Below are 20,571 nucleotides of genomic sequence, written 5' to 3'. Positions count from 1 at the left end.
GACTGCCGCTAAAGCTGAAGTCACGCCGCGAAGCCGGCGAGAGATCCGAAGGTCACGCGGTGGAGAGCAGTGGGTGAACAAGCAACGGGTAGTGGCGGGATTGTTGGCCTTGGGGCTGGGGACCGCGCAGGCGGCGGAGATCAAGGTTCAGGTAACTGATAGCCAGGACGCGCCCCTGGTCGATGCGGTGGTGATGCTGTCAGGGCAGGGCTTGGTACCCGAGCGACAGCCAGCGGCCATCGACCAGCAGAATCGTCGCTTCGTGCCCCATGTCTTGGCCGTGTCTGCCGGGACGGCGGTGAGCTTTCCCAATTCCGACGATATCCGTCACCAGGTCTATTCCTTTTCCTCGCCCAAACATTTCGAGCTGCCGCTGTATCACGGCATTCCCAGCGCGCCGGTGGTATTCGACCAGCCCGGCGTGGTGGTGGTCGGCTGCAACATCCACGACTGGATGGTGGGCTACATCTATGTGACCGCTGCGGGACGTTCCGCCGTGACCGACAGTCAGGGTCAGGCGCGGCTGGAGGCGCCGGAGGGTCATTATCGGCTGGCGCTCTGGCATCCCGACCTCAGTGACAAGCAGGAAGTGGCCCAGCCCGATCTGGACGTGAAGGGCCAGCCCGTGACCCTGGCGCTCCAGCTGGCGGTCCAGCCGAAGCCTCAGTCCGCGGAACCGGCAAACACTGCATTCGAGGACGCCTTCCACAAGGCGGCGCACGATGAAGCTCATCCATAGTTTCCAGACCCGCATCGCCGGCAGCCTCTTCCTGCTGATGCTGGTGGTGATCACCCTGGTCTATCTGACGGTCAAGGCCGCCACCGAGGCCAGTGCGATCCGTCAGTCTTACGATCAGCTCGACACTGGCGCCCGGGTGTTCCGCCAGGTGCTGGACGGTCGTTGCCGCCGGCTGAACGATGCCGTGCGCGTGCTCGCCGCCGACTTCGGCTTTCGCGATGCGGTGGCCAATGGCGATGTGCCGACCCTGAGGTCGGTGCTGGCCAACCATGGCGCGCGGGTCGGCGCGGGCGATACCTATCTGCTGGATATGGACGGTCGACTGATCGCCAGCACCGTCGCGGCCCATAGCGAGGGCGAGCGTCTGCCCGCGTCGGCGCCGGCGGCCAATGACGGCAGCTGCGTGCTGGCAGGTACCGGCTTGCCCCAATTGCGGGTCACCGTTCCGGTGCGGGCGCCGCTGCCCATCGCCCAGGTGGTGATGAGTTTCGTCATGGATCAGGCCATGGCCCGGGAGTTTCGCTCGCTGATCAACCTGGACGTGGTCTTTCTTGGCGAAGCTACGATCATGGCCAGCACGCTGCCGGACGAGCAGGGGCGGTTGCTGGTGAAGGAGCTGACGAGTTCAACCAAGGCGGGCGATACCTGGCAGATGACGCTGGGCGGTCGGCTCTATCAGATCAAGCGCCTGACCCTGGGTACCGGCGACAGCCCGGTCTACGTCTATCTGCTACGTTCCCTCGACGTGTCCCTGGCCGAGTTCGAACCCCTGCTCAGGCAGCTTGCGCTGATCGCCTGCGGGGCGCTGCTGGCGGCCCTGCTGGGCGCGCTGTGGCTGGCTCGCAATCTGGTCCAGCCGCTGCGTCAGCTGTCCGTGGTGTCCTGGCGGATCGGCCAGGGCGACTATGGGGTCAAGGTGGATGTACAGCGGCAGGACGAATTCGGCCAGCTGGCGCAGGTGCTCGAGGACATGCGCCAGGGGATCGCCGAGCGTGAGCAGCGACTCAAGCACAACGCCCTGCACGATGCCCTGACCGGGCTGCCGAATCGCATCCTAGCCGAGGAACGGCTGCGGGTCTTCATCGCTAGCCAGTCCCAGGTGTCGCTGCTGTACCTGGGGCTGGACGGCTTCCAGGCGATCAACGAGTCCGCCGGGGTGGCCGGTGGCGACCGGATTCTCAGGATGGTAGCCGAACGGGCGCAGGTCCTGCTGGCTGGTCGTGGCTGCGTGTCGCGCCCGGTGGGCGACGAGTTTCTCGTTCAGGTCTGCCGCATGGGGCTGGAGGGCGCAGTGGGACTCGCTGAGCAACTGCGGCTGTCGCTGGCGGAGCCTATCGAGTGGGAAGGGCAGCTGTTCCGCCTCAGTTGCCGCATCGGCCTCGCCGAGTATCCGCGCCACAGTGACGACCCGACCCAGCTGATCGAGCGGGCGCGCAGCGCCATGCTCGATGCCGGCCAGATGCCGGATCGCCTGCGGGTCTATGATGAAGGTCGGGATGCGGCCCAGCAGCGACGGCTGCAGCTGGTACACGATCTGCCGCTGGCGGGCGAGCGGGGCGAATTGATGCTGGTGTTCCAACCCAAGATCGCCCTGCATGGCAGCGGCCCCTATCAAGCCGAGGTCCTGCTGCGCTGGCGCCATGCCGAGCTGGGCATGGTCTCGCCGGGCGAGTTCATTCCCCTGGCCGAGCGGAGCGGCAGCATGGCCGGCCTCACCCGCTGGGTGATCCAGGCGGCGATCCGGCAGCTGGCGCTCTGGCAGACCCAGGGACGCGAGGTGAAGGTGTCGTTGAACGTTTCCGCCGTCGACCTCGCCGATAATCGCCTGCCCGAGCGGGTGATCGGCTGGCTGGATGACGCCGGCGTCTCGGCGCGGCAACTGACCTTCGAGATCACCGAGAGCGCCATCATGGCCGATCCCGAGGCTGCCATCGCCTTGCTCACCCGGCTGTCCATCCTGGGCATAAGGCTGTCGGTGGACGACTACGGGACCGGCCAGGCATCCCTGGCTCACCTCAAGCGGCTGCCGGTGGACGAATTGAAGATCGACCAGTCCTTCGTGAAGGAACTGGCGCCGGACAACGACGATGCCGTCATCGTCCGCTCGACCATCGAAATGGGCCACAACCTGGGCCTGGAGGTGGTTGCCGAGGGCGTCGAAGAGGCGCAGGCGCTGGCCCTGTTGCGCAACTGGGGGTGCGATGTGATTCAGGGCTACTACATCAGCCGCCCGGTGCCGGCCGCGGAGTTCGAAGCCTGGATGGAGCGGCAAAGCGTACCGGCGGCGGAGCTGCTCTCGTGACCCGTGCCTGGGGCGTTGGCTTGTTGCTGCTGGCCGCGGGGGCACAGGCCGATGGCGGCAAGTTGCTGGCCACCGGCGGGGCCAGCAGTCTGGAAGGCGCGGCAGGCGGTGGCATTACCCCCTGGGCGGTGATTGATGGCTATGGGGAAAGCGGTCAGCCCGGCGCGACGGCCTTCGCCACGCGGGTCTGGACCGGTGACTACCGCCTGGATGTGGCGGGCGCAGCGGTGGCCTACGACAATCGAGTGGAACTGTCCTACGCGCGGCAGCGACTGGAGATGCCGACCCTGCGCCGGCGCCTGAACCTTGCCGAGGACAGCCTCAGCCAGGACGTCGTCGGCGCCAAGGTGCGTCTCGCCGGTGACCTGATCTATGACCGGTTGCCACAGGTGGCGCTGGGCATCCAGTACAAGCACCAGCGCGATTTCGCCATTCCTGCCGCGGTGGGTGCCCGCCGCGACAGCGACGTCGAAGGCTACCTGGGCGCCAGCCGGCTGTTTCTGGGCGGTGCCTTCGGCTACAACCTGCTGGTCAATGCCGGACTCAGATACAGCCGCGCCAACGAGATGGGCCTGCTGGGCTTCGGTGGCGATCGCAACGATCATCGTCAGTGGCTCAAGGAAGGCTCGGCCGCGGTGTTCTTCAATCCGCGCTGGGCGGCTGGGGCGGAATATCGCCAGAAGCCGCACAATCTGTCTTTCACCGGGGAGAGCGACTGGGTGGATACCTTCGTCGGTTACTTCCCCAACAAGCATCTATCGGTGGTGCTGGCCTACGCCTGGTTGGGCGAGATCGCCACCCTCGACCGTCAGCAGGGTCTCTATCTGTCGCTGCAGGGGAGCTACTGATGAAGGCGAGCCCCTTGGCACTGCTGGCCCTGCTGCTGACGCTGCTGGGGTGCACGCCCCAGCAACCCTCAGGTGATCGGCTCTATCAGGAGCTGGGCGGCCAACCGGGCATCACTCGGATCGTCGAGGGGATGCTGCTCAATGTGGCGCGTGATGACCGAATCCGGCACTACTTCGTCCGGGTCGACATCGCCCGGCTGCGTGGCCAGCTGATCCAGAAATTCTGCGCTGACGCTGGCGGGCCCTGTCGCTATACCGGGGCAAGCATGGCGGAAAGTCATAAAGGGCTGAATCTGCAACCAGCCGACTTCAATGCGCTGGTGGAAGACCTGCAGCTGGCCATGCGGCACGAGGGTATTGCGGAGCGGGCACAGAATGCCCTGCTGGCGCGACTCGCGCCGCAGCGCGGCCAGGTGATTCGCCAGTAGCCTGCCAGTCGTCGCCGGTTTCGAACCAGGCCTGATCGGAGTCCTCCCTAGGCTATACACCCTCGGGAGGGATGCTTCTTGAGCAAGACGACTTCGGCGGCCGACCTCGGCCTGACCCTCACCGCTGACGATGAACAGGCGTTCTTCGGCTGGTTTCTGGCGAGCTATCTGTTCGGCAAGCGCATTTCCCAGAGCATCGCCGCCCAGGCGTGGTCAGTGCTCTATCGCAAATACGGCCGCGATACACCGCGCAAGCTGCTCAACCTGAGCTGGCAGCAACTGGTCAACTATCTGGGAGAAGGTCACTACCGGCGTTATGACGAGAGCACCGCGACGCGCTTGCTGGACGCCTGCCATTGGTTGCAAGAGGAACATGGCGGCAGCTTCGCTCGGCTGCGTGATGCCAGTGCTGACCGTAAAGATTTCGAGCGACGCCTACAGACACTGAAGGGCGTAGGCCCCAAGACCTGCGAGATCTTCATGCGCGAGGCGGGCCCCTTGCTGTTTCCCGGCTGAAGGTACACCGCCGGCACAGGGGCCGGCGGTGGTCGAGACGAGCAGGTCAGCGCTATTTTTTATCCAGGTCGGCCTTGAGTCGGCTGCCGGCATAGGCCTGGGCGTCCTTGGCCTTCTGCACGACCGCAGCGGTACCAAAGAACTCGTGGGTGACGCCTGGATAGACCTTGCGCTCCACCTGGACTCCGGCCTGGCGCAGGGCGGTTTCCAGGAAGCCACCGTCATCACGCAGGGGGTCGATCTCGGCGTTGACGATGGTGACCGGCGGCAGCCCGTTGAGATCGGCCTTGGTCAGGTCCAGGCGCGGGTCCTTGAGGTCATCGGACGACCGGGTCACCTTATCGATGAACCACAGCATCATGGGGCGATTGAGCGGCTTGGCGTCGTCGTACTGCTCGTAGGATTGGGTATGGGTGTTGGTCTGGGCCACCGGATAGACCGACAGCACGTGCTTGGGCGCGGTGAGACCGGCTTTGCGTGCGGCGACAGCGGTCGCCACCGCCAGGTTGCCGCCAGCGCTTTCGCCCGCCAGCGCCAGGCGCTGGGGATCGCCATTGAGCGAGCCGGCGTGGGTGGTCACCCAGCGATAGGCCGCCAGGGCATCATCGTGAGCGGCAGGAAACTTGTATTCCGGGGCCTGGCGATAGTCCACCGAGACCACGATGGCATTGGCCTGCTTGGCCAGGCCGCGGGCGCCAGCATCGTAGACGTTACGGTCAGCGAAGACCCAGCCGCCACCGTGGAAATAGAGGATGACCGGGAAGGGGCCCTGACCTTCAGGGGTGTAGATGCGAGCGGGCAGCACGCCAGCAGCGCCGTCCACGGCACGGTCGACGCTGGTCACGCCAGGCACCAGTGCCTCGGCCTGGGTGGGTCGGCCTTCGTCCTGCAGGACGCCTTTGACGGCATCGGCGATGGTAGGCTGTTGCCGGGCCTGCTGAGCGGTCAGCTTTTCGATCGCCTTGGGATCGAAGCTGGCGTACTTGTTCAGTACCTTCTGCATGTCGGCATCGGTACGTGCCATGCTCTTGGCATTGCTGACCGCCTCGGCACCCAGCGAACGTTTATCCGGATCACGGGCGCAGCCGGCCAGGGCGATGCCAGCGCCCACCAGGGCCAGGGCGAGGAGGGTAGGTTTGCTACGCAAGACGGAAAGCGGCATGGCGGAAATCCTGTGCGAATTCGAGAGGCTTACCTCTAAACCGACAGGGTTAGCGCGCGAGAGGTTCCGGCGGAATGCTGGCAAGACACTGGCCATCGCGCTGCTGGGACTGCTGGCGACGGACATCCTGGCCGGGCCTGCTGCCTACTGGCGCTGGCGCAGCACCACGGACAATCAGGAATTCTGCACCCAGACCCCGCCGGGTCCGGGTTGGATCAAGGTAGCGGGGCCCTTTCGCGACCTGCAATGCCGTGAACCGGGTACCGTGTCGCTGCGCCGTTGGGCGGAGCCACCGCAGCAGCGATTCTAGTTCGAGCTTTCCGCTGCCTTGATCAGCGAGGCGCCGATCTCACCTTCGTAGTGCTGCCAGACCGGGCGCATGGCCTCGCGCCAGCGCGCCCGCTGCTCGGGGGTGAGGGTCAAGATCTCGCTGCTGCCGGCGGCGACCAGGCGCGCGCGATCACGCTGGTTTTCCGCCTCGGATTGCTTCTTCACTTCGAAGGTCACCTGGTCGATGATTTCTTCCAGGGCGCTGCGCACGGCGAAGGGCAGGGTACGCCAGCGGTCGGCCTTGACGATCAGCATGTAGTCCAGAGCACCATGGTTGCTTTCGGTGAAATAGCGCTGCTGCTGATCGAGGCGCTGGCTCCAGTAGTTGGACCAGGTGTTCTCGGTGGCGTTGACGGTGCCGCTGGCCATTGCCTTTGGGGTCTGGTTGAAAGGCAGCTTGACCGCCGTGGCGCCGAGCGCCTCGAACTGGCTCTGCAGCACATCGGAATTCTGGGTGCGGAACACTAGGCCCTTGGCATCACCGGGTTCACGCAGTGGCTTGCGCGCCGACAACTGCTTGAGGCCGTTGGGCCAATAGGCCAGGCCAATGATGCCGCTTGGTTCCAGGCTCAGCAGCAGTTGCCGACCGCTGGGCCGGGACTGGAAGTGGTCGAGGGCGGCACGGCTCTCGAAGAGGAAGGGCAGGTCGAACAACTTGAGCTTGGGGCTGAGGTCGGTGAGCTTGCTGATCGCCGGTGCCAGGATGTCCACCTTGCCGTCCTGCAGGGCCTGCAGTTCGTTGGCATCGGTGAAGGCGGTGCCGCTGGGCATCACCTCCAGCTGTACCTGACCGGCGAGGCGCTGCGCCACCAGCTGCTGGAGCAGCAGGGCGCCCTTGCCCTTGGGCGTGTCCGGCGCTACCACGTGGGAAAACCTCAGGGTGATGACGTCGGCCTGAGCGGCCGTCAGGGGCAGGGCAACGGAAAGCAGGGCGCAGAGGCCCAGGATAGACGACTTCATGAGAGCTCCTGGAGGCTGTTTTGGATTCCTTGTCGGGGCGTACTTTACCAGTGCGACGTCGGGTCGCAGGGCCTGTGGGAAGCCTCTGGCTGCCGTTTGGCGGATGACCGGGAGAATCGGCGGCGCGCTGACGTTCCAACAAGGCACACCCATAAGAAGGATGCGTCCATGAATACCGCTCAAACCGTTCGTTTGCCCGATGGCACTACCGTTCCGGCGCTGGGACAGGGTACCTGGCGCATGGGCGAGAACGCCGACCTGCATCGTCAGGAGGTCAGCGCCCTGCGTCAGGGCCTGGACCTGGGGCTCACCCTGATCGACACCGCTGAAATGTATGGCGAAGGCCGCGCCGAAGAACTGGTCGGCGAGGCCATTGCCGGGCGGCGTGACGAGGTCTTCCTGGTCAGCAAGTTCTATCCCAAGAACGCCACCGAGGCAGGGGTACCGTTGGCCTGCGAGCGTAGCCTCAAGCGGCTGGGCACCGATGTCATCGATCTCTATCTGCTGCACTGGCGTGGTCAGGTGCCGCTGATCGAGACGGTGATGGCGCTGGAGAAGCTGCGCGACGAAGGCAAGATCCGCCACTGGGGTGTTTCCAATCTCGATACCAGCGACATGCTGGAGCTGGGCGACGACCGTTGCAGCGCCAACCAGGTGCTCTACAACCTGGAACAGCGCGGCATCGAGCATGACCTGCTGCCCTGGTGCCAACGTCAGCAGATGCCGGTGATGGCCTATTGTCCGCTGGGGCAGGGCGGTGACCTCCTGCGCCATCCTACGTTGGCCACCCTGGCGGAGCGACACCAGGCCACGCCTGCGCAGATCGCCCTGGCCTGGGTGTTGCGCCAACCGGGGGTGATCGCCATTCCCAAGGCGGGCGATGCCGGTCACCTTGAGGAAAACGCCCGCGCCCTGGATCTGCGTCTGACTGATGACGATCTAGCGCTGCTCGATGGTGCCTTCCCGCCACCTCAGAGCAAGACGCCGCTGGCGATCATCTAGCCGCCGCGGATCAGCCGACGCAGGGGAAAGCGATTGGGGTGGCAGGCTTCGGCCACCCGCCGTGCCACGGGCAGGGGTTCGTCGTCCAGCCAGGCCGCCAGCAGTTCGGCGGCCAGTGGCGTGGTGACCAGACCGCGCGAGCCGTGGGCCAGATTGAGATAGAGGCCCGCGCGCCAGGGAGCCGCCTGCTCGGGTACCTGGCGGGCATCGTAGGCCAGTGCCTGGTATCGCTGGGTGAAAAGCGCTTCGTCCACGACCGGGCCCACCAGGGGTAGGTAGTCTGGCGACGTGCAGCGGAAAGCGACGCGGCCTTCCAGCGCGTGCGCTTCATGACTGGCTGCCAGTTCCGGCGACAGCTCGGCGAGCAGTTGCAGGTTGCTGAGGTGCTCCGCCTGACTGGGCTCGGTGTCGTCGCGATCGAAGACGAAGCTGGCGCCCAGACAGTGGCGGCCTTCACGCGCCGGGGCAAGATAGCCTTCGCCACACACCACGGTCGCCAGCGCTTGACTGGCTGGGGTTTCCGGCAGATTGGACAGCTGTCCGCGAATCGCCTTGAGCGGCAGTTCGGGTAGCAGCGTCTTGGCCTGGGCGGCACTGGCCACCACCACGACCGTCGCCTGCAGGCCCGCACGATCAGTGACTACCTGCCAACCGGTCGCGGTTTGCTGCAACGCGGTCACGACGGTCCCGGTAATCAGCTCGATGTTGGGATGCGCCAGCCAGTGCGCGCACAGCGCCGGTGGATGGACCCAGCCGCCTTCTGGAAAGAACAGGCCGCCTGCTGTCAGGCTGATCCCCGCACGGGCGCTGGCGGCGTCGCGGTCCAGCGGTTGCAGCAGATCGCCGGGAAAGTGCGCCGCCAACTGGGCCTGGCGCTGGGCATCCTTGGCGGTCAGCGCCAGTTGCAACACCCCACAGGGCGACCAGGCCGCTCCTGGCGGCAGGGCCTGCAGCTCGCGCAGGGTCAGGCCGAACCCGTCCAGGATCAGCCGGCTGAGCGGGGTGTCATGGGCCGACAGCTTGAGATAGAGCACGCCCTGGGGATTGCCGGAGGCCTCCTGCGCGGGCGCCCCGTGGCGCTCGATGACCCTGACCTGCCAGCCGCGGCGGGCAAGGCTGGCCGCGGTGGCACACCCGGCGAGTCCCGCGCCTATCACGATCGCCGTTCGCGGACCGTGGCACCGCGGCGGACGCCCATACCAGGGAACGCTCGCGCCGATGGCAGGACGCTCCAGCGCGCCGGCCAGCATCTCCCGCTTGTGGCCGAAACCCGGCACCTTGGCCATGGCGAAGCCAGCTTCGTTGAGGCCTCGACGGACGAAGCCGGCACAGGTGAAGGTGGCCAGGGTGGTGCCGGGATGGGACAGGCGCGCCAGCTCGGCGAACAGCGCAGGCGTCCACATTTCGGGATTCTTCGCTGGAGCGAAGCCATCCAGGAACCAGGCGTCACAACGGGCATCCAGCTCGGGCAGGCGCTCCAGCACATCACCGATCAGCAGGGTGAGGGTGATACGGCCGTTGCCCAGAATCAGTCGCTGAAAGCCCGGGTGGATGGCCTGGTACTGCTGCTGCAGCGCCGTGCTGTAGGCGGCCAGTTCCGGCCAGAGGGTCAGCGCCTGGGCGAGATCGGCGGCGGTCAGCGGAAAGCGCTCGACACTGACGAAATGTAGGCGCGCACCCTGGGGTGCCAGGGCCTCGAACAGCTGCCAGGCGCACAGAAAGTTGAGGCCGGTGCCGAAGCCCGTCTCGCCGATGGTGAAGACGTCGCCCGCCGACAGCGCCGTGAAGCGCTCGGGCAGCCGATTCTGCTGCAGGAAGACGTAGCGGGTCTCTTCCAGGCCGCTGGCGCGGGAGAAATAGACATCGCCATAGGCGCGGGAGAGGGGTTGCCCGGAGGCATCCCAGTCGAGCTGGGCGTGCTGGAAATCGGTCATGAGCGGCGCGGCCTGGAATTCAGGGCGCGCAGTCTAATGGATCAGAGACAGCCGGTCAGACGTTGCTGACGGATTGGCGCATCAGGCCCTGCGCGGTTTGCAGCCGCTCGACATAGCGGTCGATCTGGTTGAGGGCTTCTTCGCGGCTGAAGAAGGGGCCTTCCAGGGTGCCCTCGCGGGTGGTGAAGAAGAACTGACCGTTGACCACGCTGACGCGCTCGCTACGGAAATGGGTGCTGGCACCGGGGTCGTCATTGCGTTTGCCGAACATGAGAATCTCCTCCTCGTCTTGCCAACAGACCATGCCGAGCGCTGCGGGTTGCCCCGCTCGGCCGATTTCCTGTCCGTTGGTCTTCCTTAGGTGTAGCACCCTAGCGGCCGCTGCGCTTGGGTGGAAAAAGCCCGCCGAAATTGTGAGAGTGGTCACGCGGCACAGGACCTCGCCGGGTGGAGATAGCCCTGAACCAGGTGGCTTTCGCGTTATAACCACAGCGTGATCCGATCTTTCCCGCTCGCTCTGGCGGGCGGCATAGTGCCGCTATCCCTACCTGCATCAGGAGAACTGCCAATGACCATCCGTCTGGGCGATATCGCCCCCGATTTCGAACAGGATTCCAGCCTGGGCCGCATCCGCTTCCATGAGTGGCTGGGCGACAGCTGGGGCGTGCTCTTCTCCCATCCCGCCGACTTCACCCCGGTGTGCACCACCGAGCTGGGCCTCACCGCCAAGCTCAAGGACGAATTCGCCAAGCGCGACGTCAAGGTGATCGCCCTCTCGGTGGATGGCCTGGAATCGCACCAAGGCTGGATCAAGGACATCGAGGAAACCCAGGCCACCGCTGTGGGCTTTCCGATCCTGGCCGACGCCGATCGCAGCGTCTCGACCCTCTACGACATGATCCATCCCAATGCCAACGACACCCTGACGGTGCGTTCGCTGTTCATCATCGATCCGCAGAAGAAGGTGCGGCTGTCGATCACCTATCCAGCCAGCACCGGGCGCAACTTCGACGAGATCCTGCGGGTGATCGACTCCCTGCAGCTCACCGATAACCACAAGGTAGCGACCCCGGGCAACTGGAAGGATGGCGATGACGTGGTCATCGTGCCGTCGCTCAAGGACGAGGAAGAACTCAAGCGGCGCTTCCCCAAGGGCTATACCGCGGTCAAACCCTATCTGCGCCTAACCCCCCAGCCCAATCGCTGACATCTCGGGTGACAGGAAAACCCCGGCTCAGGCCGGGGTTTTGTTTTTCTGGTTATAACCAAGTGCCTAAAGGGTATTTTTAGGGAATAAGAAGCCCTTGCTAAGGTCCGCTCAATCCTTTTCGAGCGGCGCGACACCGCTCCTTTTTATCCTGGAGGCGGCGATGCAGGTGGTGACTTTGGCGGGCAGTCCGGGAGCGCGGTCGCGCTCCACCGGCGTGCTGGATCTGGCGGCGAACTGGCTACAAGCACGCGGCGTGGAGTTGTCGCGCTGGCGTATCCAGGACTTTCCCGCCGCCGACCTCATCGGTGCCCGCTTCGACAGCCCACCGGTGGTGGAGCTGATCGCCCAGCTGCAGGCCGCCGATGGCCTGGTGATCGCCACTCCGGTCTACAAGGCCTCCCTGGCCGGCGCCCTCAAGACCCTGCTGGACCTGCTGCCCGAGCGCGCCCTGAGCCACAAGGTGGTGCTACCCCTGGCCACCGCCGGCTCCAGCGGTCATCTCCTGGCCATCGACTATGCGCTGAAGCCGGTGCTCTCGGCGCTCAAGGCCCAGGAAATCCTCAACGGCGTCTTCGCCGACGACAGCCAGGTCAGCTACACCGAGACCGGTGTCGCCCTGATCCCGGCGCTGGAGCAGCGTCTCTACGAATCCCTCGAACAATTCCACGCGGCCCTGGCGCGGCGTCCCCAGCCCCTGACCCCCGAGCTCCTGGCCGATCGCATCGGCCAGGCACGCTGGGGCATCTGACCCGGAGCCTCAACTATGCAGTTCTCCTTCAAGCGTTCGCTGCTCGCCGTTTCCCTGCTGACCCTGGCCACCGGCCTGGCGCAGGCGCAAGAGATAGTCCGTATCGGTTACCAGAAATACGGCACCCTCATCACTCTCAAGGCCCGCGGCACCCTGGAACAGCGCCTGGCTAAGGACGGCGTCAAGGTGCAATGGACCGAATTCCCCGGCGGCCCCCAGCTGCTGGAAGGCCTCAACGTCGGCAGCATCGACTTCGGCGTGACCGGCGAGACGCCACCGGTGTTCGCCCAGGCAGCCGGCGCCGATCTGGTCTATGTGGCCCATGAGCCACCGGCGCCCACCAGTGAGGCCATCCTGGTGCCCAAGGATTCGCCGATCCGCACGCTGGCCGATCTCAAGGGCAAGAAGATCGCCCTGAACAAGGGCTCCAACGTCCACTACCTGCTGGTACAGGCACTGGCCAAGGCCGGCATTCCCTACCGCGACATCCAGCCGGTGTACCTGCCGCCGGCCGATGCCCGCGCCGCCTTCGAACGCGGAGCGGTAGACGCCTGGGTGATCTGGGATCCCTACCAGGCCGCCGCCGAGACCCAGTTGCAGGCACGCACCCTGACGGATGCCACCGGGCTGGCCGACAACCACCAGTTCTATCTGGCCACCCGCAGCTTCGCCAAGGCCCATCCCGAGCAGGTCGGCGCCATCGTCGACGAGGTGCGTTCGGTGGGCGAATGGGCCAAGGCCCACCCGGATGAGGTCGCCGCCCAGGTGGCGCCGCTGCTGAACCTGCCGCTGGACACCGCTGAACGAGTGGTCAAGCGGCAGGGCTATGGCGCCCAGTTCATCAGCCCCGAGGTGACCGCGCAGCAGCAGAAGATCGCCGATGCCTTCACCGCCCTCAAGTTGATTCCCAAGCCGCTGACGATCCGCGACGTGGTGTGGACGCCACCCGCCAGCCTGCAGACCGCCACTGCCCAACCCTGATCCCGCTTCCTGGAGAACGCCCCATGAGTCTCGACATCTTCTGGTTCCTGCCGACCCACGGCGATGGCCATTACCTGGGTACCGCCGAAGGCGCCCGCGCCGTCGACCACGGCTACCTGACCCAGGTCGCCCAGGCTGCCGACCGCCTGGGCTTCGGCGGGGTGCTGATCCCCACCGGACGCAGTTGCGAGGATTCCTGGCTGGTGGCCGCCTCGCTGATTCCGGTCACCCAGAAACTCAAGTTCCTGGTGGCTCTGCGGCCCGGGATCATCTCGCCCACGGTAGCGGCGCGGCAGGCAGCCACCCTGGATCGTCTCTCCGGCGGTCGGGCGCTGTTCAATTTGGTCACCGGTGGCGACCCGGACGAGCTGGCCGGTGACGGTCTACACCTGTCCCACAGCGAGCGTTATGAAGCCTCGGTGGAATTTACCCGCATCTGGCGCCGCGTGCTGGAAGGCGAGACGGTGGACTACGAGGGCAAGCACATCCAGGTGAAGGGCGCCAAGCTGCTCTATCCGCCGCTGCAGCAACCGCGCCCACCGCTGTATTTCGGCGGCTCCTCCGACGCTGCCCAGGATCTGGCCGCCGAGCAGGTGGAGCTGTACCTGACCTGGGGCGAACCGCTGGACGCGGTGCGGGAGAAGATCGAGGCGGTCAAGGCCAAGGCCGCCGCCCAGGGGCGCACGGTGCGCTTCGGCATCCGCCTGCACGTGATCGTCCGCGAGACCAATGAGGAAGCCTGGCGGGCGGCCGATCGGCTGATCGCCAATCTCGATGACGCCACCATCGAGAAGGCCCAGACCGCCTTCGCCCGCTTCGACTCGGTCGGCCAGCAGCGCATGGCGGCGCTGCATGGGGGGCGTCGCGACAAGCTGGAGATCGCGCCCAACCTCTGGGCCGGTGTCGGCCTGGTGCGTGGTGGTGCCGGGACGGCGCTGGTCGGTGACGGTTCCACCGTGGCCGCGCGGGTCAAGGAATACGCCGCCCTGGGCATCGACACCTTCATCTTCTCCGGCTACCCGCACCTGGAGGAATCCTACCGGGTGGCCGAACTGCTGTTCCCGCACCTGCCGGTCAAGCGCCCGACCCGAGTGGAAGGCGCCAACTACGTGAGCCCCTTCGGCGAGATGGTGGCCAACGACATCCTGCCGCAGAAAGCGGCGCAGAGCTGAGGGAGGCCGGCATGAGCAGCACCACCGAACGCCTCTTGCAGCGGCTGGCACCCTGGCTGGTACCCGTGGCCCTGCTCGTCGCCTGGCAGCTGTCGGTCAGCAGCGGCCTGCTGTCGAGCCGCATCCTGCCGTCACCGGCCGCGGTGCTGGAAGCCGGCTGGAGCCTGGTCAAGAGCGGTGAGCTCTGGCAACACCTGGCCATCAGCGGTTGGCGCGCCGGCATTGGCTTCGCCATCGGCGGAGGCATCGGCCTGGCGCTGGGTTTCCTCACCGGGCTGTCGAAGTGGGGCGAGCGCCTCCTCGACAGCACCCTGCAGATGGTGCGCAACGTGCCGCACCTGGCGCTGATCCCGCTGGTGATCCTCTGGTTCGGCATCGACGAGTCGGCCAAGCTGTTCCTGGTGGCCCTGGGGGTGTTCTTTCCCATCTACCTCAATACCTACCACGGCATCCGCAACGTCGATCCGGCGCTGGTGGAGATGGCCCGCAGCTACGGCCTGTCCGGCGCGCGGCTGTTCTGGCACGTGGTATTGCCAGGTGCCCTGCCGGCCATCCTGGTAGGGGTGCGCTTCGCCCTCGGCCTGATGTGGCTGACGCTGATCGTCGCCGAGACCATTTCCGCCAGCTCCGGCATCGGCTACCTGGCGATGAACGCCCGGGAATTCCTGCAAACCGACATCGTGGTGCTGGCCATCCTGCTCTACGCCATCCTCGGCAAGCTGGCTGATCTCGCCGCCCGCGGCCTGGAGCGCGCCTGGTTGCGCTGGCACCCGGCCTATCAGAAGGGAGCCCACGCATGACCAGTCTGCAAGCCGTCCCGCCATTGGCGCGGGGCATCGCCCTGAAGCTGCAACAGGTGGTCAAGACCTTTGGCGGGCGCACCGTGCTCCATGGGATCGACCTGGACATCCCGGCCGGCCAGTTCGTCGCCGTGGTGGGGCGCAGTGGCTGCGGCAAGAGCACCCTGCTGCGCCTGGTGGCCGGTCTCGACCGCGCCAGCGGCGGCACCCTGCTGGGGCAGGACGAACCCTTGGCCCAGCACCGCGAGGACACCCGGCTGATGTTCCAGGACGCGCGCCTGCTGCCCTGGAAACGCATCATCGACAACGTCGGCCTGGGCCTCAAGGGCGACTGGAAACCCCGCGCCCTGGAAGCCCTGGAGGCGGTCGGCCTGGGCGATCGCGCCCACGAGTGGCCCTCGGCGCTGTCCGGAGGCCAGAAGCAGCGCGTGGCCCTGGCCCGCGCCCTGATCCACCAGCCGCGCCTGCTCCTGCTGGACGAGCCGCTGGGCGCCCTGGATGCCCTGACCCGCATCGAGATGCAGCAACTCATCGAAGGCCTCTGGCAGCGCCATGGCTTCACCGTGCTGCTGGTCACCCACGACGTGGGCGAGGCGGTGGCCCTGGCCGACCGCGTAGTGCTCATCGAAGACGGCCATGTCGGCCTGGATCTCGACGTCACCCTGGCGCGCCCCCGAGCCGCCGGTGACGCCCAACTGGCGCGCCTGGAAGCCGAGGTGCTGGCCCGGGTGCTGCAGCAGCCGCTCAATCCCGATCTACCGGAAATCGTGCAACCCCTGCCCACGCAACTGCGCTGGGCCTACTGATCGCTCATCCAAGGAGTTCTGCCATGACCATCAAGGCCATCAACGTTCGCAACCAGTTCAAGGGCACCATCAAGGAAATCATCGAAGGCTCGGTGCTCTCCGAGATCGACGTCCAGACCGCCGCCGGCATCGTCACCTCGGTCATCACCACCCGCTCGGTCAAGGAGCTGGAGCTGGTGGTGGGCAGCGAGGTGATCGCCTTTGTCAAATCCACCGAGGTGTCCATCGCCAAGTTGTAGGGGCGGTCTGGCCGTGACGAAACCCGCCATGGTGGCGGGTTTTTTTCGTTGTACATCTTTTGCCTTCGCCAAGAGCCAAGGGTATGAGCGAGGATAGGTGTGAGGGCTGGATATCTTCTGGCCGAAAAAGGAACCGAAGGATCGGCTTCAGGTGTGACCTATGGAATGGATACTGAGCTTTCTCTGGAGTTATCTATGCGCCAACCTCGGCTCATGGCTGCTCCGTAAACTGACCCGCGGTCGCTTTCCAGAGAAGAACGCTTGGCTATCGGATTTACCAGAGGGTGTGGGATGCCTGGCGATACTCCTGATGTTTGCGCTTCTGATTGGCGTCCTGTTGCTTTGGGTAACCATACGCGTCTCCACATGACGGCAGCAGTTGTGGGTTGGGTTGAGCGCAGCGAAGCCCAACGGGGAGGCTGATCCACGTATTGCCACGAATCTGCAACCTGCGTCGGTTCCAATGCCGCTTTTGCCTGGAGGAACAGGGGTGCGGCGACAAAGGGGCGTGGCGCTGCTGATGGCGCTCTGGGCGCTGGCGCTGGTGGCGGCCTTGTTGCCGGTGCTGCTGGCCGAAGGGCGAGCCGAATTGCAGCGAGCGCGGTTACTGGAGCACGAGACCCTGGCGCGGGCGCTGGCGGCGGGCGCCGAGCAGGTGGTCACGCAGGGGCTGGTGCAGGCCGGGGCGCGGCAGCGACCGGAGTTCTGGCAGAGCTTGAGAGGCGAGGTGCTGGCCTATGAGGTGGAGGGCGCTACGGTCCGCGCCCAGCTACGCGATCTGCATGGCTGCTTCAACATCAACGCCCTGGCCGGTCCGGAACGCGATCTGGCGTTGCGGCAGCTGAAATGGTTGCTGGAGCAACGTCCTGGGGGATTGGGCGAGCCGGGGCTGACGGCCCAGGCCTTTGCCGAGCGACTCGCTGATTGGGTCGATGCCGATGGCGAGGCCCACGAATTTGGTCTGGAAACGCCGGAGGCCCTGCGCCTGGTACCGCCGGTACTGGTGCCCAATCTGCCGCTGGCCGAGATAGGCGAGCTGGATCTGATCGTGCCGGCGCGGCCCGGACGGCATCTGCAGCTGCGCGAACTCTGTGCGCTGCCCGACACCGGTGGCTGGCGACTCAATGCCAATGCCCTGGGGATGGGTCAACTACCGCTGCTGGAGGCGCTGTTTCTCGGCGAGGTGCCGCGGGAGACGCTGCAGCTGCTGATCACCGCGCGGCCTGCGCAGGGGTACGCCAACGTCGAAGCCTTGCGTGAGGCCCTGCCCGGAGTAGGGGAGGAGACCTTCACCTTGTTGACCCAGCGCCTGATGCTCAACAGTGGGGATTTTCTGCTCGGGGTGGAGGTGCGACGCGATGGTCAGGTCTTTCGCCAGGTACGGCAGCTGGCGGCCCAGGGCGTGAGTCGCTGGCACGCGGCGGTACCGGCACAACGGGTGCGCTGGCTGGCGACCCGGGACACCACCCTTTGGGTGCCTGGGCCGGGTGGGTCGGAGGCGTTGCAGTAGGTTGAGGGTGGCGGCTATCAGGGCGGCGGTCTGGCGCTGAAACCTCCTGTAGGAGCGGCCCGTGGCCGCGATCACCTGGCGACCGATTCGAGCACCGGTGGCAAAGGCCGCACGGTGTTGCACGCTACGACCGAGAAACCAGCGCAGGCTTTTCCACAGGTGACTCCGTTGCACGGGGCATGCCCTCACCCCAACCCTCTCCCAAGGGGAGAGGGACTGTCGGAGCAGGCGATTGCATCCATCAACTCCAGCCGGATCACGATCAGCGGTTATAACCTCGCCCGCAGGAGCGCCTTGTTGGCGGACTGGCATCGCCGTGATTGGCGGATGACCGATTCGGGCAGAAGTGGAAGACGCTGCGTGCTTTTCCCCGCTACGGACGAGAGTCCGGCGTAGGGCGGAAAAAAGGCGCAGCCTTTTCCGCGGGTGACTCCGTTGCGCGGGGCATGCCCTCACCCAACCCTCTCCCAGGGGAGAGGGGGCTGTTGGAGCAGGCGATCATCTCTAGCTTCTGTGGCTAGATCGCGATGAGTCGTTATGGCTGTGCTTGTAGGCGCGGCCGCAGCGGCGGACCCCCATGGCCGCGATTCCCAGGGTTTGGTGGAAAACGCTGCGCGGTTTTCCACGCTACGGACGAGCGTCTGGTGTAGGGTGGAAAACGGTACAGCCTTTCCCGCGCGCACCTAGAAGAGGCGGGTGCTGTTCGCCAATCTACGCGACGGATTTCGCATCCGCGGGAAAGCAAAAAGCTCCCGCGATCGTTACCGACCGGGGAGCCTGGCTATCGCCGACTCGATCAGACGCCGATGGGGCCGCCGTCGAGCTTCTGGATCACCACGGTGGAGGCGCGGGGGCGCACCTTGGTGCCGGCCGGGGTGGCCTCGGTGGCGACTTCGCTGTAGGGCCAGTTGTCCGGATGCTGGACGTTGATGAACATGGTCGTGAGGTCCGGCGTCCAGGTGATGCCGGTGATCTCGCAGCCGTTGGGGCCGACCAGGAAGCGGCGCAGGGCGGTCTGGTTGGTGGCCGAGATGGCAACCTGCTTGCCGCTGCCATCCACCACCTGGGCCGGGATGACCGCCAGCAACTGGTCGTTGGTGTATTCGGCCACGGCGTTGTCGCTGTTGTCGGTCTCGATCCAGAGGATGCCGCGGCTGTCGAAGGCCAGGCCGTCGGGGCTGGCGAACTGGTTGAGTTCGGTCAGGCCGGAGCGGTTGATGTCGGGTGCAGCGCCGGCGTCCGCACCGAAGACGAAGATGTCCCAGGTGAAGTCGGTCTGGTTGCTGTTGTCCTTCCAGCGCACGATGTGGCCGTTGACGTTGGGTACCCGCGGATTGGCGGCGTTGGCGGCGGTGCGCGCCGAGTTGTTGGTGAGGGTGACGTAGACCTCACCGGTGAAGGGGTTGACCGTGGTCCACTCCGGGCGGTCCATCGGGGTCGCGCCCACCGCATCGGCGGCGCCACGGGTGTTGAGGATGATGCCAGCCAGGTCGCCATAGAGGGCGCCTAGGGTACGGCCGTCCTTGGTCGGCGCATTGACCGTCAGCGGTAGCCACTTGCCGTTGCCGCCGTCGTCGAAACGGGCCACGTAGAGGGTACCGTTGTCCAGGTACTTGGCACCGGTGGCCAGGCGGTTGGCAGGGTTGGCGTCGGCCGGATCCCAGGCAGCGGCGGAGACGAATTTGTAGATGTATTCGTTGCGCGAGTCGTCGCCCATGTAGAACGCCAGCGGTTGGCCAGCGACCGGAATGCCATAGGCCGAGCCCTCGTGGCGGAAGCGGCCCATGGCGGTGCGCTTGGTGGCCGGGGTGGCGCTGTCGTAGGGATCGATCTCGACGATGTAGCCATAGCCGCTGGCTTCGTTGCGGAAGTCCTGGCTGGCGCTGGTGCCGGTGGGGGTCAGGTCGAAGCGGCGGAATTCGTTGTCCACCTCGCTGGCGTCACCCGCTGCCGTCTCCCAGCCGTAGTTGCTCTTGCTGGTGATGCCGATGCGCTTCTGATCCACCGGCAGGGTGCCCTTGTTGACGAAGATGCCCGGCCAGTTTTCCTCGCAGGTGAGGTAGGTGCCCCAAGGGGTGAAGCCGTTGCCGCAGTTGTTGTTGGTGCCGCGGGTACGGGTGCCATCGGGCGAGAAGGGCGTGACCAGATTGGCGTTGCCGCGCAGCGGACCGGCGATCTCCATGGGCGTGGCGCTGGTGAAGCGACGGTTGAGCGCATCGTTGGTGACGACCTGCCAGTTGCCGTTGACCTTGCGGATATGGATCACCGCCGCGCCATGGGCGTTGATCTCCTTGCGCACTTCCTCGGCGGGGCGCTTGCCGTTGGTGGTGGTCGGGCCGTTGGGGTGCAGCACCTTCTGGTCGATGTATTCGTAGTTGATGGCCAGCAGGCCGTCGCTGCTGGAGTTGTTCAGCGGGAAGAAGTGCATGCCGTCGTGGTGCATGCCGGCCGCATTGGCCTGGTCGGTGGAGGTATTGCTGCCATCGCTGCGCCAGGCATTGGCCAGGTTGTTCAGTGGGGTACCCCAGGGCGCCAGGATGCGAGCGCTGTAACCGGCGGCCAGGACGATGGCGTCGAGATGGGCACCGCGAATGGATTCGAAACCAAGCATGAGCTGCGGCGTCGGGCTGGGCTGGCTGGGCGCCGGATCGTCATGGGAGCCGCCACCGCCGTCGAAGCAGGCGGTCAGGCCACCGCCAGCGATCATCGCGATGGCGGCGCCCAGGCCGCCTTTCATGACACTGCGGCGCGACAGGTAACGGTCGACGACGGCGTCCAGCGGTTCGTTGCCGCTTTCGTTGCGGTTACGGTCGTCGCTCGTGAAAGTGCTCATGCGCAAAGCTTCCTTGGTTGATCACGGGAGCCGGCGACTTTAGGAAGCCTC

Annotated in this window: 20 protein-coding genes; 15 read left to right on the top strand and 5 right to left on the bottom strand. The window is 65.9% G+C overall.

Annotation, left to right across the window (positions count from 1 at the left end):
• Positions 1-73: 73 nt before the first annotated feature.
• The 5 genes from ACWPW1_RS17555 to ACWPW1_RS17535 all read left to right on the top strand — a co-directional run bounded on the left by ACWPW1_RS17555 (position 74) and on the right by ACWPW1_RS17535 (position 4,833).
• Positions 74-739 (top strand): methylamine utilization protein, encoded by a 666-nt coding sequence (locus tag ACWPW1_RS17555; RefSeq protein WP_454253558.1) that lies wholly within the window; start codon positions 74-76, stop codon positions 737-739.
• Entirely contained in the window at positions 723-3,041 is a 2,319-nt protein-coding gene (locus ACWPW1_RS17550; RefSeq protein WP_454253557.1) for a putative bifunctional diguanylate cyclase/phosphodiesterase, read from the top strand. Before ACWPW1_RS17555 ends, ACWPW1_RS17550 begins: the two co-directional genes overlap by 17 nt.
• Positions 3,038-3,889: a DUF3034 family protein gene (locus ACWPW1_RS17545; RefSeq protein WP_454253556.1), complete on the top strand. Its 852-nt coding sequence runs from the start codon at positions 3,038-3,040 to the stop codon at positions 3,887-3,889. The genes ACWPW1_RS17550 and ACWPW1_RS17545 overlap by 4 nt, the downstream gene beginning before the upstream one ends.
• Positions 3,889-4,317: a globin domain-containing protein gene (locus ACWPW1_RS17540; protein ID WP_434774866.1), complete on the top strand. Its 429-nt coding sequence runs from the start codon at positions 3,889-3,891 to the stop codon at positions 4,315-4,317. Before ACWPW1_RS17545 ends, ACWPW1_RS17540 begins: the two co-directional genes overlap by 1 nt.
• 78 nt (positions 4,318-4,395) lie before the next feature.
• Positions 4,396-4,833 (top strand): HhH-GDP family DNA glycosylase, encoded by a 438-nt coding sequence (locus ACWPW1_RS17535; protein ID WP_059315916.1) that lies wholly within the window; start codon positions 4,396-4,398, stop codon positions 4,831-4,833.
• Positions 4,834-4,885: 52 nt separating this feature from the next.
• Here ACWPW1_RS17535 and ACWPW1_RS17530 read toward each other — a convergent pair whose 3' ends face one another.
• Complete coding sequence (locus ACWPW1_RS17530; RefSeq protein ID WP_454253555.1) at positions 4,886-5,995, bottom strand: alpha/beta hydrolase; 1,110 nt, start codon at positions 5,993-5,995, stop codon at positions 4,886-4,888.
• Here ACWPW1_RS17530 and ACWPW1_RS17525 point away from each other — a divergent pair.
• The gene (locus ACWPW1_RS17525) at positions 5,994-6,305 is read left to right on the top strand and encodes a hypothetical protein (protein ID WP_454253554.1); all 312 of its coding nucleotides are present in this window, start codon (positions 5,994-5,996) and stop codon (positions 6,303-6,305) included. The genes ACWPW1_RS17530 and ACWPW1_RS17525 overlap by 2 nt on opposite strands.
• Here ACWPW1_RS17525 and ACWPW1_RS17520 read toward each other — a convergent pair.
• Entirely contained in the window at positions 6,302-7,285 is a 984-nt protein-coding gene (locus tag ACWPW1_RS17520; RefSeq protein WP_454253553.1) for a DctP family TRAP transporter solute-binding subunit, read from the bottom strand. The genes ACWPW1_RS17525 and ACWPW1_RS17520 overlap by 4 nt on opposite strands.
• Positions 7,286-7,453: 168 nt before the next feature.
• Between ACWPW1_RS17520 and ACWPW1_RS17515 the strand changes: the two genes are divergently transcribed.
• The gene (locus ACWPW1_RS17515; RefSeq protein WP_059315914.1) at positions 7,454-8,287 is read left to right on the top strand and encodes an aldo/keto reductase; all 834 of its coding nucleotides are present in this window, start codon (positions 7,454-7,456) and stop codon (positions 8,285-8,287) included.
• Here the strand turns inward: ACWPW1_RS17515 and mnmC are convergent.
• Together mnmC and ACWPW1_RS17505 are read right to left on the bottom strand one after the other, a co-directional pair.
• Positions 8,284-10,221 (bottom strand): bifunctional tRNA (5-methylaminomethyl-2-thiouridine)(34)-methyltransferase MnmD/FAD-dependent 5-carboxymethylaminomethyl-2-thiouridine(34) oxidoreductase MnmC, encoded by a 1,938-nt coding sequence (mnmC, locus tag ACWPW1_RS17510; protein ID WP_454253552.1) that lies wholly within the window; start codon positions 10,219-10,221, stop codon positions 8,284-8,286. The two genes, ACWPW1_RS17515 and mnmC, sit on opposite strands and share 4 nt — an antisense overlap.
• A gap of 55 nt (positions 10,222-10,276) precedes the next feature.
• Positions 10,277-10,492 (bottom strand): DUF6316 family protein, encoded by a 216-nt coding sequence (locus tag ACWPW1_RS17505; protein WP_059315913.1) that lies wholly within the window; start codon positions 10,490-10,492, stop codon positions 10,277-10,279.
• A gap of 297 nt (positions 10,493-10,789) precedes the next feature.
• Here ACWPW1_RS17505 and ACWPW1_RS17500 point away from each other — a divergent pair, with 297 nt between their 5' ends.
• The 8 genes from ACWPW1_RS17500 (at position 10,790) to gspK (ending at position 17,687) form a co-directional block, all read left to right on the top strand.
• Complete coding sequence (locus ACWPW1_RS17500; RefSeq protein ID WP_059315912.1) at positions 10,790-11,428, top strand: peroxiredoxin; 639 nt, start codon at positions 10,790-10,792, stop codon at positions 11,426-11,428.
• Between the two features lie 163 nt (positions 11,429-11,591).
• Complete coding sequence (gene ssuE, locus ACWPW1_RS17495; RefSeq protein ID WP_059315911.1) at positions 11,592-12,179, top strand: NADPH-dependent FMN reductase; 588 nt, start codon at positions 11,592-11,594, stop codon at positions 12,177-12,179.
• A gap of 15 nt (positions 12,180-12,194) precedes the next feature.
• Positions 12,195-13,160 (top strand): sulfonate ABC transporter substrate-binding protein, encoded by a 966-nt coding sequence (locus ACWPW1_RS17490; protein WP_454253551.1) that lies wholly within the window; start codon positions 12,195-12,197, stop codon positions 13,158-13,160.
• A 23-nt stretch (positions 13,161-13,183) separates the two neighbouring features.
• Positions 13,184-14,332 carry an FMNH2-dependent alkanesulfonate monooxygenase gene (gene ssuD / locus ACWPW1_RS17485; RefSeq protein ID WP_454253550.1) on the top strand — a complete coding sequence of 383 codons (1,149 nt, stop codon included), beginning with the start codon at positions 13,184-13,186 and terminating at the stop codon, positions 14,330-14,332.
• 11 nt (positions 14,333-14,343) lie between these two features.
• Positions 14,344-15,132, top strand: a complete 789-nt coding sequence (ssuC, locus tag ACWPW1_RS17480; RefSeq protein WP_059315908.1) for an aliphatic sulfonate ABC transporter permease SsuC — start codon at positions 14,344-14,346, stop codon at positions 15,130-15,132.
• Positions 15,129-15,938 carry an aliphatic sulfonates ABC transporter ATP-binding protein gene (gene ssuB, locus ACWPW1_RS17475; protein WP_454253549.1) on the top strand — a complete coding sequence of 270 codons (810 nt, stop codon included), beginning with the start codon at positions 15,129-15,131 and terminating at the stop codon, positions 15,936-15,938. Before ssuC ends, ssuB begins: the two co-directional genes overlap by 4 nt.
• Before the next feature lie 23 nt (positions 15,939-15,961).
• Positions 15,962-16,177 (top strand): TOBE domain-containing protein, encoded by a 216-nt coding sequence (locus tag ACWPW1_RS17470; RefSeq protein WP_010795839.1) that lies wholly within the window; start codon positions 15,962-15,964, stop codon positions 16,175-16,177.
• Between the two features lie 490 nt (positions 16,178-16,667).
• Positions 16,668-17,687, top strand: coding sequence for a type II secretion system minor pseudopilin GspK (gene gspK / locus ACWPW1_RS17465; RefSeq protein ID WP_454253548.1), 1,020 nt, complete (start codon positions 16,668-16,670; stop codon positions 17,685-17,687).
• Between the two features lie 796 nt (positions 17,688-18,483).
• On the opposite strand, the gene ACWPW1_RS17460 is transcribed toward gspK, so the two are convergent.
• Positions 18,484-20,520, bottom strand: coding sequence for a PhoX family protein (locus ACWPW1_RS17460; RefSeq protein WP_454253547.1), 2,037 nt, complete (start codon positions 20,518-20,520; stop codon positions 18,484-18,486).
• Positions 20,521-20,571: the final 51 nt, after the last annotated feature.

This window comes from Pseudomonas sp. Marseille-Q7302, from assembly GCF_965111925.1.
The sequence above is the reverse complement of the archived record's forward strand: the minus strand, read 5'-3'. Positions and strand labels throughout refer to the sequence as shown.